The 18,089-nt window shown below is 35.4% G+C and carries 16 protein-coding genes, 1 tRNA gene and 1 pseudogene; 10 read left to right on the forward strand and 8 right to left on the reverse strand.

Translation table 11 applies throughout. The annotated features are described in order from the left end of the window. The first annotated feature begins 93 nt into the window (after nucleotides 1–93). Entirely contained in the window at nucleotides 94–2,157 is a 2,064-nt protein-coding gene (locus tag E0F98_RS06345; protein WP_132109781.1) for a M13 family metallopeptidase, read from the forward strand. A gap of 241 nt (nucleotides 2,158–2,398) precedes the next feature. Here E0F98_RS06345 and E0F98_RS06350 read toward each other — a convergent pair. From E0F98_RS06350 to E0F98_RS06365, 4 genes and pseudogenes are all read right to left on the reverse strand, one after another. Continuing rightward, nucleotides 2,399–2,912 (reverse strand): annotated as a pseudogene (locus E0F98_RS06350) (hypothetical protein). Nucleotides 2,913–3,063: 151 nt separating this feature from the next. Beyond that, nucleotides 3,064–3,501 (reverse strand): hypothetical protein, encoded by a 438-nt coding sequence (locus tag E0F98_RS06355; RefSeq protein ID WP_132109782.1) that lies wholly within the window; start codon nucleotides 3,499–3,501, stop codon nucleotides 3,064–3,066. 98 nt (nucleotides 3,502–3,599) lie between these two features. Next, a complete protein-coding gene (locus E0F98_RS06360; RefSeq protein ID WP_132109783.1) occupies nucleotides 3,600–4,037 on the reverse strand; it encodes a hypothetical protein in 438 nt (145 codons plus the stop codon). A 113-nt stretch (nucleotides 4,038–4,150) separates the two neighbouring features. Then, nucleotides 4,151–5,083, reverse strand: coding sequence for a bifunctional riboflavin kinase/FAD synthetase (locus E0F98_RS06365; protein ID WP_132109784.1), 933 nt, complete (start codon nucleotides 5,081–5,083; stop codon nucleotides 4,151–4,153). A gap of 151 nt (nucleotides 5,084–5,234) precedes the next feature. Here E0F98_RS06365 and E0F98_RS06370 point away from each other — a divergent pair, with 151 nt between their 5' ends. Continuing rightward, on the forward strand, nucleotides 5,235–7,892 hold the full coding sequence (locus tag E0F98_RS06370) for a zinc-dependent metalloprotease (RefSeq protein ID WP_132109785.1): 2,658 nt from the start codon (nucleotides 5,235–5,237) through the stop codon (nucleotides 7,890–7,892). 54 nt (nucleotides 7,893–7,946) lie between these two features. Here the strand turns inward: E0F98_RS06370 and pth are convergent, their stop codons facing one another. From pth to E0F98_RS06385, 3 genes are all read right to left on the reverse strand, one after another. Beyond that, on the reverse strand, nucleotides 7,947–8,621 hold the full coding sequence (pth, locus tag E0F98_RS06375; RefSeq protein WP_132109786.1) for an aminoacyl-tRNA hydrolase: 675 nt from the start codon (nucleotides 8,619–8,621) through the stop codon (nucleotides 7,947–7,949). A gap of 399 nt (nucleotides 8,622–9,020) precedes the next feature. Then, nucleotides 9,021–9,635 carry a 50S ribosomal protein L25/general stress protein Ctc gene (locus E0F98_RS06380; RefSeq protein WP_132109787.1) on the reverse strand — a complete coding sequence of 205 codons (615 nt, stop codon included), beginning with the start codon at nucleotides 9,633–9,635 and terminating at the stop codon, nucleotides 9,021–9,023. Nucleotides 9,636–9,802: 167 nt separating this feature from the next. Then, complete coding sequence (locus tag E0F98_RS06385) at nucleotides 9,803–10,744, reverse strand: ribose-phosphate pyrophosphokinase (protein WP_132109788.1); 942 nt, start codon at nucleotides 10,742–10,744, stop codon at nucleotides 9,803–9,805. Nucleotides 10,745–11,034: 290 nt separating this feature from the next. Between E0F98_RS06385 and E0F98_RS06390 the strand changes: the two genes are divergently transcribed. Next, nucleotides 11,035–11,114, forward strand: a tRNA-Leu gene (locus E0F98_RS06390). A 420-nt stretch (nucleotides 11,115–11,534) separates the two neighbouring features. Here the strand turns inward: E0F98_RS06390 and E0F98_RS06395 are convergent. After that, nucleotides 11,535–12,476, reverse strand: a complete 942-nt coding sequence (locus E0F98_RS06395) for a hypothetical protein (RefSeq protein WP_132109789.1) — start codon at nucleotides 12,474–12,476, stop codon at nucleotides 11,535–11,537. Between the two features lie 476 nt (nucleotides 12,477–12,952). Here E0F98_RS06395 and E0F98_RS06400 point away from each other — a divergent pair, with 476 nt between their 5' ends. From E0F98_RS06400 to E0F98_RS06435, 7 genes are all read left to right on the forward strand, one after another. Beyond that, a complete protein-coding gene (locus E0F98_RS06400) occupies nucleotides 12,953–14,218 on the forward strand; it encodes a site-specific integrase (protein WP_132109790.1) in 1,266 nt (421 codons plus the stop codon). Nucleotides 14,219–14,892: 674 nt separating this feature from the next. Further along, nucleotides 14,893–15,270 carry a single-stranded DNA-binding protein gene (locus tag E0F98_RS06410; protein ID WP_132109791.1) on the forward strand — a complete coding sequence of 126 codons (378 nt, stop codon included), beginning with the start codon at nucleotides 14,893–14,895 and terminating at the stop codon, nucleotides 15,268–15,270. A 35-nt stretch (nucleotides 15,271–15,305) separates the two neighbouring features. Then, on the forward strand, nucleotides 15,306–16,379 hold the full coding sequence (locus tag E0F98_RS06415) for a DUF932 domain-containing protein (protein WP_132109792.1): 1,074 nt from the start codon (nucleotides 15,306–15,308) through the stop codon (nucleotides 16,377–16,379). A 52-nt stretch (nucleotides 16,380–16,431) separates the two neighbouring features. Further along, nucleotides 16,432–16,908 (forward strand): DUF1281 family ferredoxin-like fold protein, encoded by a 477-nt coding sequence (locus E0F98_RS06420; RefSeq protein WP_132109793.1) that lies wholly within the window; start codon nucleotides 16,432–16,434, stop codon nucleotides 16,906–16,908. A gap of 17 nt (nucleotides 16,909–16,925) precedes the next feature. Next, a complete protein-coding gene (locus E0F98_RS06425; protein WP_132109794.1) occupies nucleotides 16,926–17,261 on the forward strand; it encodes a molybdenum ABC transporter ATP-binding protein in 336 nt (111 codons plus the stop codon). 10 nt (nucleotides 17,262–17,271) lie between these two features. Continuing rightward, the gene (locus tag E0F98_RS06430) at nucleotides 17,272–17,466 is read left to right on the forward strand and encodes a hypothetical protein (protein ID WP_074590745.1); all 195 of its coding nucleotides are present in this window, start codon (nucleotides 17,272–17,274) and stop codon (nucleotides 17,464–17,466) included. Nucleotides 17,467–17,477: 11 nt separating this feature from the next. Continuing rightward, a complete protein-coding gene (locus E0F98_RS06435) occupies nucleotides 17,478–18,089 on the forward strand; it encodes a PRTRC system protein E (protein WP_132109795.1) in 612 nt (203 codons plus the stop codon).

Genomic DNA, 18,089 nt, shown 5'->3' on the forward strand with positions numbered 1-18,089 from the left:
ATGAAAAATACTTTTATATATTTATGAACTATTTTTAATATTCCTAAAAATAGCAGGGATATTTATAATGAAACTAACTAATTATTAAAAAAAATGAAAAAAAACAGCAATAGGCAGCTACTTTTTGTGATTCCTGCACTTTTGGGTCTGACGGTTACTCAAGCACAAACAGCACCCACTGTAAAAGAGCCAGGTATAAATGTAAACTACATGGACAAGGCAGTGAAACCTAGTAATAACTTTTTCCGTTATGTAAACGGTACATGGTTAGACAATACAGAGATTCCATCTGATAGAACGCGTTGGGGAAGTTTTGACGAACTTAGACAAAGAACAGATGCTGATGCTTTGGCTATATTAAAAGAAGCTGCAACTAATCCAAAATACAAATCGGATACGGATCAAGGGAAAGCGATCAATTTGTATAAAACGATTCTCGATACTGTAGGTCGTAATAAATTAGGGATTGCGCCATTGAAGCCCTACTTGAAAAAAATTGACGCTGTTAAAAACACAAAGGATTTAGAAGCTTTATTAATCGAAATGGAGCCTTTAGGTGGAATAGGTTTCTTTGGTGCTTATATTGGTCCAGATGCTAAAAATAGTAATCGAAATGTAATCAGTGTTGGGCCTGGAAGTGTAGGTCTGCCAGATCGTGATTACTATGTTTCTGAAGATGCAGATTCAAAAGAAAAAAGAGCAAAATACGTCCTTCATGTTGCTAAAATGCTTGGGTTTCTAGGTGAAAAACCAGCCGCAGCAAAAATGCATGCCGAGCGAATTTTAGCGCTTGAAATCGAAATGTCAAAACCAAGATTTGACCGTGTCGAAAGAAGAGATAGAAGAAAATCATACAATCCTATGACGGTTAGTGATTTACAAAAAATGACTCCTTCATTAAACTGGAATACTTATTTTACAAAAATAGGATTGAAAAACGTGGATTCATTAATCGTTTCCCAGCCGAAATACATGACGGCTTTTGAGTCTATTTTGAAAGAAAATAAAGTAGAAGACTGGAAAGCATATATGCGTTGGTCATTATTAAATAGATCATCAAGTCAATTATCAACTGCAATTGAAGAAGCAAATTTTGAGTTTTACGGAAAAACCTTAACAGGTGCGGTAAAACAAAGACCAAGTGATGAACGCGCTTTGCAAGTAATCAATGGAAGAATAGGTGAGGCTTTAGGAAAATTATATGTGGAGAAAAAGTTTCCGGCTGAGGCCAAAGCCAAAGCAGAGAAAATGATTAAAAACATCTTTATTGCTTTTGAAAACCGAATCAACAATCTAACTTGGATGTCACCAGAGACTAAAGTAAGTGCGGTTCAAAAATTACACAAGTCAAAAATTAAAATTGGATACCCAGACAAATGGAAGGACTATTCGGCTTTAGTTATTAAGAGTCCAGAAGAAGGAGGAACCTACTTTGAGAACACAAGAAACATGGCCAAATGGCGTTTTGAAGAAGACCTAGCCGATTTGAATAAGCCAGTTGACAAAACCAGATGGGGAATGTCTCCGCAAACAGTGAATGCATACTACAATCCTTCGTATAATGAAATTGTATTTCCAGCAGCTATTTTGCAACCGCCATTTTACAATTACCAAGCTGATGAAGCGGTAAACTACGGTGGAATTGGAGGAGTTATCGGACATGAAATTTCTCACGGATTTGACGATTCAGGATCACGTTACAATGCCGAAGGAAATTTAGTAGACTGGTGGACAGTTGAGGATTCAAAACAATTTGCAGCCTTGACTACAGCGCTTGCTAATCAATACAGCGCTCTAGAACCTTTACCTGGAACTTTTGTTGACGGTAAATTTACCTTAGGAGAAAACATAGGTGACTTAGGAGGAGTAAATGCAGCTTATGATGGTTTGCAATTGTACTTAAAAGAAAATGGAAATCCAGGCTTAATTGATGGTTACACTCCAGAGCAACGTTTCTTTATTTCTTGGTCAACGATTTGGCGTACTAAATCTCGAGATGAAGCAATAAAAAATCAGGTAAAAACTGATCCGCACTCTCCAGGAATGTATCGTGCTTATGTGCCTTTGCAAAATATCGATACTTTTTATCAAGCATTCGATATTCAATCAACTGATGGTATGTACATTGCTCCAGAAAAAAGAGTTAGAATCTGGTAGAAATACCTAGTAATTATAGATAAAAAGGCTGTTTCAAATTTTATTTGAAGTAGCCTTTTTGCTATATGTGTTTTTAAAGAAGTGCGGTCCGCTTTTAATAGTTTCGCTATGAGGAGTTTCAATATTATTGCATTCACGATTTATATTACTGAGCAAAAGTCTATTCATTTAATATGGAATATTGCGACAAAAAAATGGGCTATCTCTGATAGATTACCCATTTTTTAAATCTAAGTATATTTTATTTTCCTTTAGCTGATGCTTCTAGGTTTTCCTCTTTTGTATGACTTGCTCTCGAGCATTTTGCTTTTTCATCAAGGGTTTTGAATTGAGAGTTTTCAGTTTCAACTGTTGCTGGTTGAGTAACTTTAGTAAAAGGTTTCTGCGGATTTAAACCCAACCTTTCAAAATTTTTCCTGCCTTCATTTGCATCTGGGTTTGGAGTTGTCAACAATTGATTTCCTGCGAAGATTGACTTTTTATCAGCAAAAAAGTACATTGATTGTCCTTCGTGACTCATATTCATAAGTCCTGCTGATAAACGGACTTGTGTTTCAGGCATGAAAATTCGGGTTGTGGCTCCCATTCTGATCATTTCCTTCAATTGAAGTATGGTATCGTGCTGCTTGCGGGCATAACCACAATCTTCTGGACGACCACCGGTTTTTAATAGACAATAAAGTGGAAACCTGAACTGCATTAGGGTCATGATGTTATCTATGTATTGGGTCTGCTTCAGAAAGCAAATCCATCATAGGTTTATTATAGATTGTAATAATTTCTTCTCTCGTCTATATAATGCTTATAAATGCTATTTTTTATTTGCTAAAAAGTAGTTAAATTGTTCTAATGACACAATGCATTATAGTTTTAAAAAAAGCAGGATAAATAATTTTGAAAAGTGGGCTAGTCAGATGTTAGGCGGTTGTTCCAATAAAGCATGAGTAGCATTGTAACAATGACAGAAGCTGCTACGCCTTCAAAAAGTAGGGACGCAGAATAGGTGAATATCGAAGGGTTGCCACCAAATAAAAATGTTTTAGACAAATTTTCTACATAAGCATCACCTCCTTGTAGATAACTGTAAATAATTAAACCAATAATACTTAGAAAAACACCTATAAGTGCAGTAATCATTGCTGAAACAGCATTTTTAACAAAGCTATTTTCGCCTTCAACGATGTTCATTTGGACAGATCTATTAACGCCATAAAGAACAAAAATCACATTTATTAATCGCAAATAGAATAAATCGCCATAACCCATGGCATCCATTAATAGGAAAAAGGCTCCCGTTGTAGCAGCGATTATAAAACCATTCAAAAATTCTTTTCGTAATTTCATATTGTTTATTTTAAAGAATATAAATCGTCGGTACTAAAAATCTTGTTTATTTTGGCTGATTCGATAGTGAAAAACTAGAAATATTTTCGCTAAGTTCCCTAGTCAGATGGATATTTATTCTTCCAAAATAGCATCAATGAGAAAGTTACAATTAAGGCTGAAACGATGCCTTCAATAAGAAGTGTTATAGTGTAGGTAACTGCAGTAGGTGTTCCTACAAATAGAAAGGTTTGTGATAAATTTTGAATATAAGCGTCACCTCCTTTTGCATAGATATAGGCCAATAGTCCAGCAGTGCTTAGAAAAATACCTGCTAATGAAGTGAGAAATGCAGAAACTGCGTTAGTAGCAAAAAAGACTTCGCCCTCACGGAAATTTGATTGTAAAGTCCTGTTTGCTCCATAATAAACAAAAAGAATATTTATGAGCCTTAGGTAGTATAAATTAGATAAATGTAATAGCTCCATTAGTAAGAAATATAGGCCTATTCCTGTAAAAATAACAATTCCATTAAGTAGTTCTTTTGGTAGTTTCATATCCTTTAATTTAAAAAGTTAAGGTTATTTCTTTGAAAAACAGGGTGATGCCTATCAAATTTACGTAAAATCTTGATATGTTCTATGAAAAGTACTAATAAATTTTAGATTAATTATTGAAGTTCTTTCAGGTAAGTCAGAGCGGTATTTTTATCTTTTTCCAGCTGTTGAGTCAATAAATCTACGGAGTCAAATTTTTGCTCAGAACGAAGGTATTTAAGTATCGAAACAGTTAATTTTTGGTCATATAAATTGGTGTCGAAGTCTAAAAAATGGATTTCAATAGCTAGTTTTTCTCCTGATACTGTTGGATTAAATCCAATATTCATCATTCCAAATACCGTTTTTTTATTGATCATACTTCGTACAATATAAACACCATTATGGGGAATCAGTTTATAGTCTTCTTCTATTTTTATGTTAGCCGTAGGGAACCCAATAGTTCTTCCCAATTGCTTTCCTTTGACAACAGTTCCTGACAAAAAATAGTTGTATCCTAAGTATTTGTTTGCCAATGCCATATCGCCTTCAAGTAGTGATTTTCTAACTTTAGTGGAACTTACAGAAATGTCGTTTATTTCTTGAACTGATATTTGCTCGACCTCAAAGCCATATTTTTCCCCGAAACCGATAAGGTCATCAATGTTTGCTGTACGATTTTTCCCAAATCGATGATCATGACCAATAATAATTTTATGAATGTTAAACTGATCGACTAATACTGTTCGAACAAAATCTTCGGCTGTTAATTGAGAAAAAATTTCATCAAATGGATGAATAACGAGGTTCTCAATCCCAATAGCTTCTAGTAAATAAATTTTTTCCTCTATGGTATTCAGTAATTTTATATCGGAATTGTCCTGTAAAACCATTCGGGGATGTGGAAAAAAAGTCAGTACTAAACTTTCGTATTTTCCATTTTCAGTGCCTTGCGTAATTTTTTTCAGAATTTTTTGATGCCCCTTGTGAACACCATCAAAAGTGCCTAATGTGAGAATTGTTTTTTTATCTGAACTGAAATCTTTTATGGATTTAAAAATCTTCAAGGGAATTGTTTTATGATTTTGCAAATTTATACTATCTATTTCAAATGTGATAGTAAATAGAATCGATTTTGAGTGAAATTCTTAAATTATAGTATTTATTCAAATTTTAGATTTAAATACTTTATTTTTGAGGATGTAATATGCTGTATCCATGAAAAAAAGTGTTTTATTTCTACTAGTTATCATATGGTATTTACCAATTCATGCTCAAAATGACGCGCTGTGGAAAAAGATAGAACAGCCCCAGGCATCAAATAGTGCGAGAAACACTGTTAAATCTACGGTAGGTAAACCTTTAGTATTTCAACTGGATGAAGAAATATTAAAAAAAGCATTGCTTTCGAGTCAGAATACTACTTCAAAAAATAAAGGAGTTGAAATTACAATTCCAAATTTAAATGGAGTGTTTGAAAAGTTCTTTGTTTGGGAATCTTCTAATTTCGAACCCGAGTTGCAAGCAAAGTATCCTGAAATAAGAGGATACGCGGGAGTAGGAATAACAGATCCTAAAGCCACGCTTAGTTTTAGTTTTTCCCCAAAAGGAATACAAACGATGATTTTGCGAGCCGATAGCGGTTCAGAATTTATTGAATCTTATCAAGAAACCCCATCTTTATATGTTCTTTTTTCTTCGAAAGACAGAGAGCGGGGAAGTTTGCCATTTGTCTGTAAGACAGATGATGTGGCGTTAAATAAACAATTATTAAGCAAAACGGCTAAGACGGCGGCTAACAATAAGGTTTTTAAAACCTTACGATTGGCTTTGTCCTGCACAGCTGAATATACGGCTTTTCATGGTGGAACGACGGTCAAAGCCCTTGCGGCGATGAATGCGACCATGACGAGAGTGAACGGTATATTTAATAAAGATTTGGCTTTGAGACTAGTAATTATTGCTAATAACGACCTTGTCATATTTACTAATGCGACTACTGATCCTTATTCAGATGCTGTAACGGGAGTTGATGGGGTATGGAGTGACGAGCTTCAAACTACTTTAACAAATGTGATTGGCGACAATAATTACGATATTGGTCATTTATTTGGTGCAAGTGGCGGTGGTGGAAATGCTGGCTGCATCGGTTGTGTATGCGGGTCTGGAAAAGGAAGAGCCTATACTTCACCTGGAAATGCGATTCCACAAGGAGATGATTTTGATATTGACTTTGTAGCGCATGAAATGGGACATCAGTTGGGTGCCAACCATACATTTTCTCATGAATTGGAAGGTACAGGTGCCAATGTTGAGCCCGGTAGTGGATCGACAATTATGGGGTATGCGGGAATTACAGCTGATTATGATGTTCAAGGAAGTTCTGATGATTACTTCGCGTATGCTAGTATTTTACAAATTCAAAATAATTTGGCCATTAAAAACTGCCCTGTAAGTACTGCTATTACTAACAACCCACCAGTAATAAATGCCGGTCTAGATTATACTATTCCTAAAGGAACGGCTTTTATATTAAAAGGTACCGGTACAGATCCAGAGGGTAATGTCCTTAGTTATACTTGGGAGCAAAATGATGCAGCGACTACCGCTAGTGGAGACAATAGTATAGCTGTTCCTACAAAACTTGATGGGCCTTTGTTTAGGTCTGTATATCCTAGCTCTAATCCTATAAGATATATGCCAACGTACAGTAATGTACTCTCGAATAAATTGACAAGTAAGTGGGAATCTGTATCAGCTGTGGCTCGAACACTCAATTTTGTTCTGACAGCTAGGGATAACGCTGGCCAAGGATTTGCTCAGACAAATTCAGATGCAATGATTGTGAGCGTTAGTGGAACTGTAGGTCCTTTTGCTGTTACTTCGCAAAATACTGACAATATAAGTTGGACACGGGGATCCGCTCAAAGCATTACTTGGTCTGTGAATGGGACTAATGCGCTTGTGGGTTCTGGAAATGTGAATATAAAACTTTCTACTGATGGTGGCTTGACGTTTCCAACTCTGCTAGCGGGAAATACTCCGAATGATGGCGCCCAATTGATTACTGTTCCAAATATTGCTGCAAAAAACTGCAGGATTTTAATAGAGCCCGTGGCTAATATTTATTATGCAGTAAACAGTGCAGCTTTTGCAATAGGATATTCAGTAAACTCGGCATGCAATACCTATACCATTGGGGCTCCATTTGCTATAGCCGAGCAAGCGGCTTATACAACACGAACTATTACTGTGCCTTTTACAACTGGTTCCGTTGCGGATGTAGATTTTAATGTGAGTTTTACTCACACTTATTTATCTGATGTCGAAATGGAAGTTATAAGTCCGCTGGGTACTACGGTGAAATTATTTGATAGAAGCTGTGCCAGTAGAAGTAGTACTTTGCAATTGAAATACGATGATTTGGGAGGCAATCTTGATTGTGCTGCAACTACTGTGCAAACTGTAGCTCCTTTTCAGTCCTTAGCATCTTTTAATGGGGAGGATCCATCTGGGACTTGGATTTTTAGAATTAGGGATGCTTATGTGGGAGATTCTGGAACTTTAAATTCTGCGTCTATTGCTATTTGTACAAAAGAATACACTTTAGGTACAGAAGATTTCAAGAATGTTGACTTTGTACTGTATCCCAATCCAAGCAAAGGGAATTTTAATATTCAATTTACAAGCCAGACCGAAACTATAGTAAAGGTCTTGGTTCATGATTTGTTAGGCAGAAAATTATTTGATAAAGAATATGAGAATAACGGAGATTTTAATAAAAATATTCAATTGCCACAGCTGCAAATAGGTGTTTATTTAGTGACGGTTATTGACGGTGATAGAAAAGAAGTTAAAAAAATTGTGGTTGAATAAGCTATACTGATCGAAAATAAAAAAAGGGAAACGTGATAATACGTTTCCCTTTTTTTATTTTCCATTAAATGTTGTCATGGTATTTTCCAGTCCTGCAGTTCCAAATGACTTTATGATTTCGGATGCTACGTCTAATCGTTCTGGAAGTGCGGTTTTCTCGGCTTCATCCCAGTCTCCAAGAACATAATCCACTTGTTTTCCTTTTTTAAACTCATCACTGATTCCAAAACGGAAACGGGTATATTGATTGTTATTTAGAACTAGATTGATGTTTTTTAAACCGTTATGGCCACCGTCGCTTCCTTTTGGTTTGATTCGAATCGTTCCAAAAGATAGATTTAAATCATCGGTAATCACGAAGAGGTTTTCTAGCGGAATGTTTTCTTTGTCCATCCAGTATTGTACCGCTTTTCCACTTAAGTTCATGTAGGTGTTTGGCTTTAGAAGAAAAAAGGTTCTTCCCTTAAATTTGTACTCTGCTAGAGCGCCTAATTTCACAGTTTGAAAGGATAGTTGTTCTTTTTTGGCAAAATTATCGAGTATTTTAAAGCCTATGTTGTGGCGTGTATTAACATATTCAGCACCTATGTTTCCTAGTCCTACAATTAAAAATTTATTACTCACGCTTTTCATATTGTTTTTTTGGTGTTCGTGAACCTCCGGTTTCATACAATCGGTGTTGTCTTCTTTTTGTTTTGATGAAAATATATCTGATATCCATTTTAGCATGCTGCAAAAGTAAACTTAATTGCATAATTAGTCAATGAGATATTTAGATAATTTAGTGGAGCAGGGTCTGGGGATTTTCTAAGGGTGAAGAAACGCTGTAAAATAGCCCCGATAGTAGTGAAAATCCTTTTATCCTGAACTTGTTTCAAGATCCTGAAATAAGTTCAGGATAAAAGATTGAAACGGATAGCGGGACAGTTCCTGTGAGAAAAGAGGTATTTGTGCTCCTGAAAAATTAAAAATGCGAAAGTGGGGATGAAGTTGAGATAATCTCGAAAGCTTATGAGGGTGATTAATGGAGTGTGAGAATCTGAAACGATCCCGAAAGCTTTCGGGACAGATTAAATAAAAAAAGCACCAGTTTTACAACTGATGCTTTTAAATATGAGTGAAAAAATATTATTTTTTCTTTCCTTTTGCAGGAGCTCCTTTTGCTGCTTTTGCTGCTTCTTGAGCTGCTTTCATAGCTGCACGAGAGATTCTTACTTGAGCAACAACAGTGTTGTCTTGGTGAATCAATTTGTATTTGTCAGAAACAAGTTTCGTAACGTACAATTTGTTCCCCATCATAAGTGGAGTAATGTCAGCTTCAATAAAATCAGGAAGATTTTTTGGTAAAGCTTTTACTTTTAATTTACGAGTGTTCAAACGTAAAACACCACCTGCAAGAACACCTTTAGATGTACCTACAATTTTCACTGGAACTTCCATAGTGATTTCTTTGTCATCATAAAGTTGAAAGAAGTCAATATGTAAAATTCTGTCAGACACCGGGTGAACCTGAATGTCTTGTAGAATTGCATTGAATGATTTTCCACCTTCTAATTCAATCACAACTGTGTGAGCGTTTGGAGTGTAAACCAAGCTTTTGAATGCTTTTTCTTCTGCTGAAAAATGTACTGGTTGATCTCCTCCGTATAACACGCAAGGAACCGCTCCAGCATTACGTAAGGCTTTAGTCGCAACTTTTCCCACGCTTTCTCTTTCTGATCCTTTAATTGTAATCGATTTCATTGTAAAATTATTATAGTTATTAATATTCTTTTTTTTTAGTCCTTAGTCCCTTGAGATAAGTCCTTATTCGCTAGTATTTAGATCATAATTATCAATCCTTCATTTATCAATAGCTACTAGAGACTATTTTTACTAAGGACTATTAACTAAGTACTAAGGACTAGTTGTTACATAATGAACTTTCCACTAATGGAATTATTATGATGTACCATGTGCATAACTTCGGCAAAAAGTGGGGCACAACTCAACACTCTGATTTTTTTTGATTCTTTCTTTAACGGAATAGAATCAGTAACGATCAATTCTAATAATTGAGAATTTTCTATTTTTTCGTAGGCGTCACCTGATAAGATGGCGTGAGTACAAATTGCTCTTACGCTAATTGCTCCTTTTTCCATCATTAAATCAGCGGCTTTCGCCAAAGTTCCTCCGGTATCGATCATGTCATCTACTAAGATCACATTTTTACCTTTCACTTCACCAATCAATTCCATGGTGCCAATAACATTAGCAGCTTTTCTTTGTTTGTAACAAATAACTACATCAGATTCTAAGAATTTAGAATAAGCATACGCTCTTTTTGAACCTCCCATATCTGGAGAAGCGATCGTTAAATTGTCTAATCCTAAGCTTTTTACATAAGGTAAAAAGATAGTTGAGGCAAAAAGGTGATCCACTGGTTTTTCAAAGAACCCTTGAATTTGATCTGCATGTAGATCCATTGTCATTACTCTAGTTGCTCCGGCAGTTTCTAACAACTTTGCTGTTAGTTTTGCTCCTATCGGAACTCTAGGTTTGTCTTTTCTATCCTGTCTTGCCCAACCGAAGTAAGGTATTACAGCTGTAATATGTCTTGCAGAAGCACGTTTTGCAGCATCAATCATAAGCAACAATTCCATCAGATTATCTGAATTTGGAAAAGTAGAACAAACAATAAATACGCGAAGTCCTCTAATAGACTCTTCGTAAGAAGGTTGAAATTCCCCGTCGCTGTATTTCGACATGGTTACTTTACCTAACGGAATTCCGTATTCTGCCGAGATTTTTTCAGCTAGATAGACACTTTGTGAACAAGCAAAAATTTTAGCTTCTGGTTCTAGGTGTGACATTTAATTTGTTGTTTTTGTTCCGCTGCTTTCCATATTGTTGGGCAATGTCGTGTGACAATCGCTTTGTTTATGTATTCGCCTCGGTTGTAGTTAGTTAGTGTGTTCCGTTTTATCGAGGTGCAAATTTATGAAATTTATTCAACTCTGAAAGGAAAATTTTAAGTATTTTTAGTAGAACTTTTAATATTATTTTTTACATTTGCACCGTGTTAAAGGAATCGATGGTTGATTTAATTACAATCACCTCTTTTATTGCGTTGAAATAACTGCTGTTATTTCATGTCTGCTAAGCCCGGATGGCGGAATTGGTAGACGCGCTGGTCTCAAACACCTGTGGGAAACCGTGCCGGTTCGACTCCGGCTCCGGGTACTTAAAAGCCTCTTAATCGTTTGATTAAGAGGCTTTTTGCTTTTTAAGGGTGGCCAAAAGGGTGGTCAAATTTTTTTATCTAATTTCAATTTTTACTTCTTTTAATAGTTTTTAATCCTAATTTGATATTGAAGTTTAAAAAAACTCCCATAAAGCTTTTGCAATGGGAGAGTGTTTGTTGATAAAATTATTTTGATAATTTTATAGAGTTTACTTATGAAGTTATTAAATTCTTTACTGCACAACAATCTTCTACGTTTTTATTCTAAAATACGGTAAAGCATTTATAGTTGTGGCCTGATTTTTCTGCCCATTTTCTTCCTGATTTCTAATAATTTTTTGTTAACTATGATTATTATTATCGAAAAAACTATCGTCAGTTTTATTAATATTATATTGCTTAAAGTAATATTTATCTAATTATTTTTTACCATCACTTTCTGCTTTATTAATATTTAAGCTTTTAAGTTTATCTAACTCATTCTGTAGTTTCGATAATTTATTTTCGTAAATCTTGGATGTGGAATCTATCTCTTTCTTTATTTCTTTTTTGAAAGTATTCTTTTTAACCAAGCTTAAATTTTCCTCATTCCAGTTTTTAAAGTGGAATATGGTAAATATTGAAAGAATTACTGTTATATAAATAAAACCAATATATTTTTTATGGCTTTTTAAGACTTCAATACCTTTAGTTGATATGAAAATTAATAATACAAATGAAAATAAGGAAGTTGAAAAAACTAACAAAAATATAATTGCAGCTGGAAAAGAATCTATGAATTTATACCCCGATATACTTCCAACAATAAAAGAGATGATTGCTGTGAAAATTGTTATTGTTTCAATGGATTTTTTGTCACTGCCTTTTACTTCATCCTTTAGATCTCGTATTATCTTAAATTCTTTGTCTAAAGAAGAAAAAACCTCATAATGATTGAATTCGTTATTGAATTCAATTTTTACTTTTTGAAAATCATAAGTAACTTGTTCAATTGACAAAGGAAGTAAGAATGATGACGCAAAATAAATTTTATTTATATCTTCTGTAGGGGAGTTGTATTCAACCAAACTTTCTTCATAAGGTAGTTGATATAGCAGATTGTAATGATTCTGTGACCATTTAATTTTTCGTTCACATTCTGCAAACAATAATCGAATATCTTTTAGACTCTTTTTTATTGTTGTGTTAATGTCTTCTAGAGGTACACGGCTTTCAAGTAAACTCTTTAGTTTTTCAATACGATATTGCAGATACTTGAATTCAACAAAAAAATTATCGTTAGATGATTCTTTTTGTAGTGATGATATTTTATCTTTTAGACTAATTATTATATTTTCATCTAAATCAATATTTTCAACCAATAAGGAAAACTGATTATTTAAAGCATAGTTTAAATTTTTATAATAGATTTCTTTATCTGATAGCCAATCCCTTTCTCTTCTTTCAATTTCAGTAACAATTTTTGAAAGATTATTAAAATCAGTATTGACATCTTTATGATACTTTATTAAAAAGTGTAGGTCATAAAAATTTAATTTTTTAAGTTCTACCAGTTTTAGTGTCTGATATTTTTTGATAAAAAGAATTAATAAAAAGCAAAAGTAAGCAAAACGGCGAAAACCGTTACTATATAGTGGTTTATAAAGTGGTAGTACAAAGTTGGAAGACTGTGTACTTTAGTTTTTGGGCTTGAAATGACAAGGTTAGGTTACTAAATCGTTACTGGTTAATACCTAAATAAAATACTATAACCGTTTATACTTCAGTTATTTGCATCATTTTTCATATTTACTTGTAACTCAATGAAAGTTAATTTTAAACATTAAATTTTTGAGTTATGGAGAAGACAAAAAAATCCACGTTCAAACTACTTTTCTACCTAAAGAAAAATGAACCGAAGAAGAATGGAACAGTTGCAATTATGGGGCGTATTACCGTTGATGGTAAACCAACATCTTTCAGTACAAAATTAGAAATAGATCCTAAAATATGGGATTTAAAACACGGTAGGGTATTAGGCAAGAGTACCCAAGCATTGGCAATCAACCTTAAATTGGATAAAATAAGATTGCGCATAGACCAGCATTATGATGAAATGTTTAAAGATGAAGGTTTCGTTACAGCACAAAAACTAAAGATTTCCTTTTTAGGTATCGGTGTTATGGCCGATACAATTCTTACTGTTTTTGCAGATCACAATGGCGACTTTAAAAAAATGGTCGATAAAGAACAACGTTCTGCAAGCACTTATGCGAAATATGATATTGTTTATAGACACTTAGCTGAGTTTATCCAATTGCGTTATTACAGACCCGATATGGCTTTCAGAGAACTTACACCAGATTTTATTCGTGAGTTCGACTTCTTTCTGCGTGTAGATAAGGAATGTACGCATAATACCGTATGGGTTTATACGATGCCTGTCATCCGAATGGTAGAGCTTGCTATTAAAAAAGGACTAATCAGAAAAAATCCTTTCGAAGATTACGAGATTACGATGAACGAGAAAGATCGGGGTTATCTGCTGAAAGAAGATGTGGAGAAGATTATGGTTCATAAAGTAGATGCAAGGTTTGACTTAGTCCGGGATTTATTTGTATTCAGTTGCTTTACAGGTTTATCTTATGCCGATATTAAGAAGTTAAAGCGAAGCAATATCCAATCATTCTTTGACGGGCATCAATGGATCATAAGCAGGCGTAAAAAATCAGACATTGCATCAAATGTGCGTTTGCTTGAAATACCTAAAAGAATAATTAATAAATACGTGGGTGTTATGAGGAATGAACTTGTTTTCCCTATACCATCTAATGCTACTTGCAACACCCATATCCGCAAGGTTGCAGGGCAGGCAGAGGTTTTTCCAGAGCATAAAATTGGTTTTCATACAGCCAGGCATACTTTCGGAACAATGTTTCTGACCGAAGGTGTTCCACTTGAAAGCCTTAGCAAAATGATGGGGCATAAAAACATTTCTACCACACAGATTTATGCTAAAATTACCAGCCAAAAAATCAGTAAGGATATGGATTTGGTTTCAGATAAATTCCAATCTATGGAACGTGCATTTTTAGCTACTAAGGAAGAGCTTGTTGTTGGATAGATTTTATAATCCTTTAGGTAAGATTTAGAAGCAGGATTTAACGATCCTGCTTTTTTTGTGCCCATATTTTATCCCCAAAGCACATTTATTTTCTTTCCTCAACCCCATCCCATAAAAGAGCTTTGGTTGGATATACTGAAAAACATATCGAAAAATTCTGGCCAAATTCCAAGCAATATTTTTCAATATCCTTTTGGTGGCTTTCATAGCCACAAACACTTAAAAATGGTTAAAAATTCTGCCAGATAAATGCTGGTTTTGTAATCACATAGACCATTTCTTAATGCCTTTTCCATTGGCTTCCACATAGGCTTTTATCCAAGAGCCAGTATGCTGTTTTGTCCCATTTCAAGAGCAAAGGTATTTCCGTGTTCTTAACGCAGCATCAAGGTCAAGCCCTGCGGGTTTGCCAAAAAATCTCCACCCATTCGGGTCGTATTTTTTGTCAAAACCTTGCTGTTGCTAAACACGAACCTTTTATGCTCGTGAAACGAAACAAAGCATACTCCGGCTCTTTAAACGAATAAAAAAAATGTCAGAAATGAAAAAATACAGCATTAGAAATGGTAAAAGAGAAACGAAACTTCAGCACCTCCTCTCATTACCGAATAAATCAAAAAAAATAAAATCAGAATAAAATCAGAACAAAATCAATAACGCAAAAAATAGAAATTATGAACATCACAGGAAGATTGACGAGAGATGCAGAGGTACGCACAACGTCACAGCAAAAACAAGTAGTAAACTTTTCGGTAGCAATCAACGACAGCTACCGTAACAAACAGGGCGAACGCATAGAACAGACGACCTATTTTGATTGCTCCTATTGGATAACGCCCAATGTTGCCAAAATCCTAACAAAAGGCTCGTTGGTGGAATTATCGGGCAGGGTAACTGCAAGAGCGTGGACAGGCAATGACGGAGAAGCACACGCAGGACTGAATTTTCACACCTCCCAAATCAAACTGCACGGAGGTGGTAAAAAATTAGAAACTGTACAAGCTACCGTAGAAACAGCCACTAAAAAAACAGAGGACGACCTCCCATTTTAACAACGAGTATTCAAACAATTTTAAATCATTTTATCATGGCACATAATATCAATTTCAACGAGAGAACAGGACGTTATTCATTCTTTAGCGTACAACAAAAAGCGTGGCACGGTTTGGGGCAAATCGTAGAGCAATACCCAACAAGCGAGGAAGCTATCAGACACGCAGGATTAGATTATGAAGTCGTAAAATCTCCTCTATTTACCAAAGGTTCGGGTATTGTCGAAACGGCAAACGGCATTGAGATAGGCAGTAGCGAATTGGAAGTACCTAACTATTTCGCCAACATACGCACCGATAACAATGTAGTATTAGGTGTAGTTGGTAAGGATTACCACATCGTACAAAACCGTGAAGCCTTTAATTTCTTTGATGCTATTGTAGGCGGTGGCGAGGGTATTCTGTATGAAACCGCAGGAGCGTTAGGCAACGGAGAGCGCATATTTATCACAGCCAAATTGCCCGACTATATCCGTGTAGGTAATGGTGATGATGTAACAGAAAAATACATTTTCCTAACTACTTCGCACGATGGTAGCGGAAGTATCACAGCCGCATTTACACCTGTCAGAATTGTTTGCCAAAATACGCTAAATGCTTCGCTACGCAGTATGACCAATGTAGTTCGTATCAAACATACTTCGGGAGCAAAACAACGTATCGAAAACGCCCATAAAATTATGGGACTGGCGAACACTTTGAGCAACCAATTAGAGGACATTTTTAATGAATGGGCAAGCGTAAAAGTAACAGACCGAGAAGTAAGAAAGCTAATCCAATTGGCACTTTGCCCGAATAAAGAAACGCTTGACTTAATTAAAAAAGGTGCAGAAGATGAAATTTCAACCTTGTTTAAAAACACCGTTGATGATGCTTTTTCTTACGCGATGATAAGCGACACGCAACAAATGGATACTACTAAAGGCACATTGTTCGGAGCGTACAATGCCGTTACAGGCTATTATCAGAATGTACGCAATTACAAAAATGATGAAGCCAAGTTGCAGAGTATTGTATTGGGTGGTACTGCCCAACTCAAATCACAGAAAGCATTTGACTTGTGTACCTCTTTTGCAACGGATGGTGCGGAAATCTTAAACCTTAACTAAATAACCACAGGCTACCGCCTTAATCGGTGGTAGTCTACTAATAACAAACATTATGGCAAATTGGTGTAGTAATACGGTTGTTTTCGAAGGCAAACCCGAAGTAATCGAACAGATACAGAAGCTATTCAAGTTAATGGCAGAACAGGAACTAAAAGAAAACGGTGGACAGTTACCCGACTTTATTTCGGAAGACAACGGAGGTTATTTTTTTGCTACCTACCAATACGAAGGTGATACAGACGTATTTCAATACGAAACAAAATGGTCGCCTAATATAGAAGTGGTACAAAAAATAGCAGAACACTATAAAGTGGATTTCATACAGGATTATGAGGAATTGGGTTGCTTGATATATGGCAGAGCAACATTTGCTGACAAGCTACTCACAGATATTTATTTGGAAGACGAGGATTTTGAAAAATATCAATTTGACCAAGAAACCGATACCTATCATTTTGAGGGTAAAAAATACGACAGCGAATGGGAAATATTAGAAACCTTGTTAGAGCAGAAAATAGCCAATCATTAACCTTAAAAACAAGAATAATGGAAACTAGAATAATAGCCACCAAGTTTGTCCGCTATGATGTACCCGAATTGGAAACCCTACAATTTGCAAAGGTTTATCTATTGAGGGAAAAACTGAACAAAGGCGAAAAAATGAACCGAGCCGAAAAGAATTGGCTTGCAGAAGCAGTAAACCGAAATGCCTATTTCAAAAAAGCAGTTCCCTTGCACGGTTATCGGTTTGGTTTTGAAGATGTTTTGAAAAACTATGTAGTGAAGCAATACGGCAATTGGGCAGAATACAATGCACCCGACAAGACAAGCCTTAGAAGCATTGTATATGGTAGGATTGAACAAATAGCACAAATTAATTAATCCAACAGCTATGAAAATAACAGACATAAATGGTTGCCAAATCGAAGTAACAGATTTAAAGGAAGCCATAAAAATAGCAAGACGATATAAAGAATATCGCCACGAGGACAGCAATTTTTCGGAGTTTGACAAAAGACAAAAAACCTATTGGTCGGATATGTACGAGAAACTAAGAGCAATCAAAGCACAATTAACAACATCTTAAATTTTACAGCAATGAATACTAATTTTTTCAATCAGATAGCACAGTTGGACTTTACAGGAGTATTACAACTGAACATTTCAAAAGGAGTAGAAAATAACCTAATCGTTTCGGTTATCCTCAACAACGAACAATGCGGAGATAACGCCAAAAACCTAATTCCGCCACTCACATTTAACGCAACACCCCAAGAGTTTGACGATGGATTTTTTGAGCAGATAACCGCACCCATCAAAACCGTTTCGGGTTTAATGGTGGATATGGAAAAATTTCTAAAACAATTAGAAGAAGTCAAAAAACAATCGGCTATGGAGAAAGAAAAAGCCGACAAACAGAAGAAAGAACAGGAAGCCAAAGACAAGAAATTTAAAGACGGAATGGCAAAGGCGGACGAGTTAGAAAAAGAGGGAAAATTCCGTGAAGCGTGGATGAAAGTACCCGAGATAACGGAGTTTCCCGAAAAAGCGGACGAGATACGCAAACGTAAAAACGCATTGTCTGACAAGTTTGCAACACCGAGCCTTTTTGGAGCAATGGAAGAAGCAAAACCCGAACTGCAACAAGAGGAAGAAGTTAGAGTAGATTATCCTACTGATGAAACGGACGAAGAAGAACAAGAGTATTAA

This window comes from Flavobacterium hiemivividum, assembly GCF_004349145.1.
Classification (GTDB): Bacteria; Bacteroidota; Bacteroidia; order Flavobacteriales; family Flavobacteriaceae; genus Flavobacterium; species Flavobacterium hiemivividum.

Excerpts from the sequence above, each read along its gene's own strand:
- E0F98_RS06345 (WP_132109781.1), top strand. The coding sequence starts at position 94 with ATGAAAAAAAACAGCAATAGGCAGCTACTTTTTGTGATTCCTGCACTT.
- E0F98_RS06355 (WP_132109782.1), bottom strand. The coding sequence starts at position 3,501 with ATGAAATTACGAAAAGAATTTTTGAATGGTTTTATAATCGCTGCTACA.
- E0F98_RS06360 (WP_132109783.1), bottom strand. The coding sequence starts at position 4,037 with ATGAAACTACCAAAAGAACTACTTAATGGAATTGTTATTTTTACAGGA.
- E0F98_RS06370 (WP_132109785.1), top strand. The coding sequence starts at position 5,235 with ATGAAAAAAAGTGTTTTATTTCTACTAGTTATCATATGGTATTTACCA.
- pth (WP_132109786.1), bottom strand. The coding sequence starts at position 8,621 with ATGCTAAAATGGATATCAGATATATTTTCATCAAAACAAAAAGAAGAC.
- E0F98_RS06380 (WP_132109787.1), bottom strand. The coding sequence starts at position 9,635 with ATGAAATCGATTACAATTAAAGGATCAGAAAGAGAAAGCGTGGGAAAA.
- E0F98_RS06385 (WP_132109788.1), bottom strand. The coding sequence starts at position 10,744 with ATGTCACACCTAGAACCAGAAGCTAAAATTTTTGCTTGTTCACAAAGT.
- E0F98_RS06400 (WP_132109790.1), top strand. The coding sequence starts at position 12,953 with ATGGAGAAGACAAAAAAATCCACGTTCAAACTACTTTTCTACCTAAAG.
- E0F98_RS06410 (WP_132109791.1), top strand. The coding sequence starts at position 14,893 with ATGAACATCACAGGAAGATTGACGAGAGATGCAGAGGTACGCACAACG.
- E0F98_RS06415 (WP_132109792.1), top strand. The coding sequence starts at position 15,306 with ATGGCACATAATATCAATTTCAACGAGAGAACAGGACGTTATTCATTC.
- E0F98_RS06420 (WP_132109793.1), top strand. The coding sequence starts at position 16,432 with ATGGCAAATTGGTGTAGTAATACGGTTGTTTTCGAAGGCAAACCCGAA.
- E0F98_RS06425 (WP_132109794.1), top strand. The coding sequence starts at position 16,926 with ATGGAAACTAGAATAATAGCCACCAAGTTTGTCCGCTATGATGTACCC.
- E0F98_RS06430 (WP_074590745.1), top strand. The coding sequence starts at position 17,272 with ATGAAAATAACAGACATAAATGGTTGCCAAATCGAAGTAACAGATTTA.
- E0F98_RS06435 (WP_132109795.1), top strand. The coding sequence starts at position 17,478 with ATGAATACTAATTTTTTCAATCAGATAGCACAGTTGGACTTTACAGGA.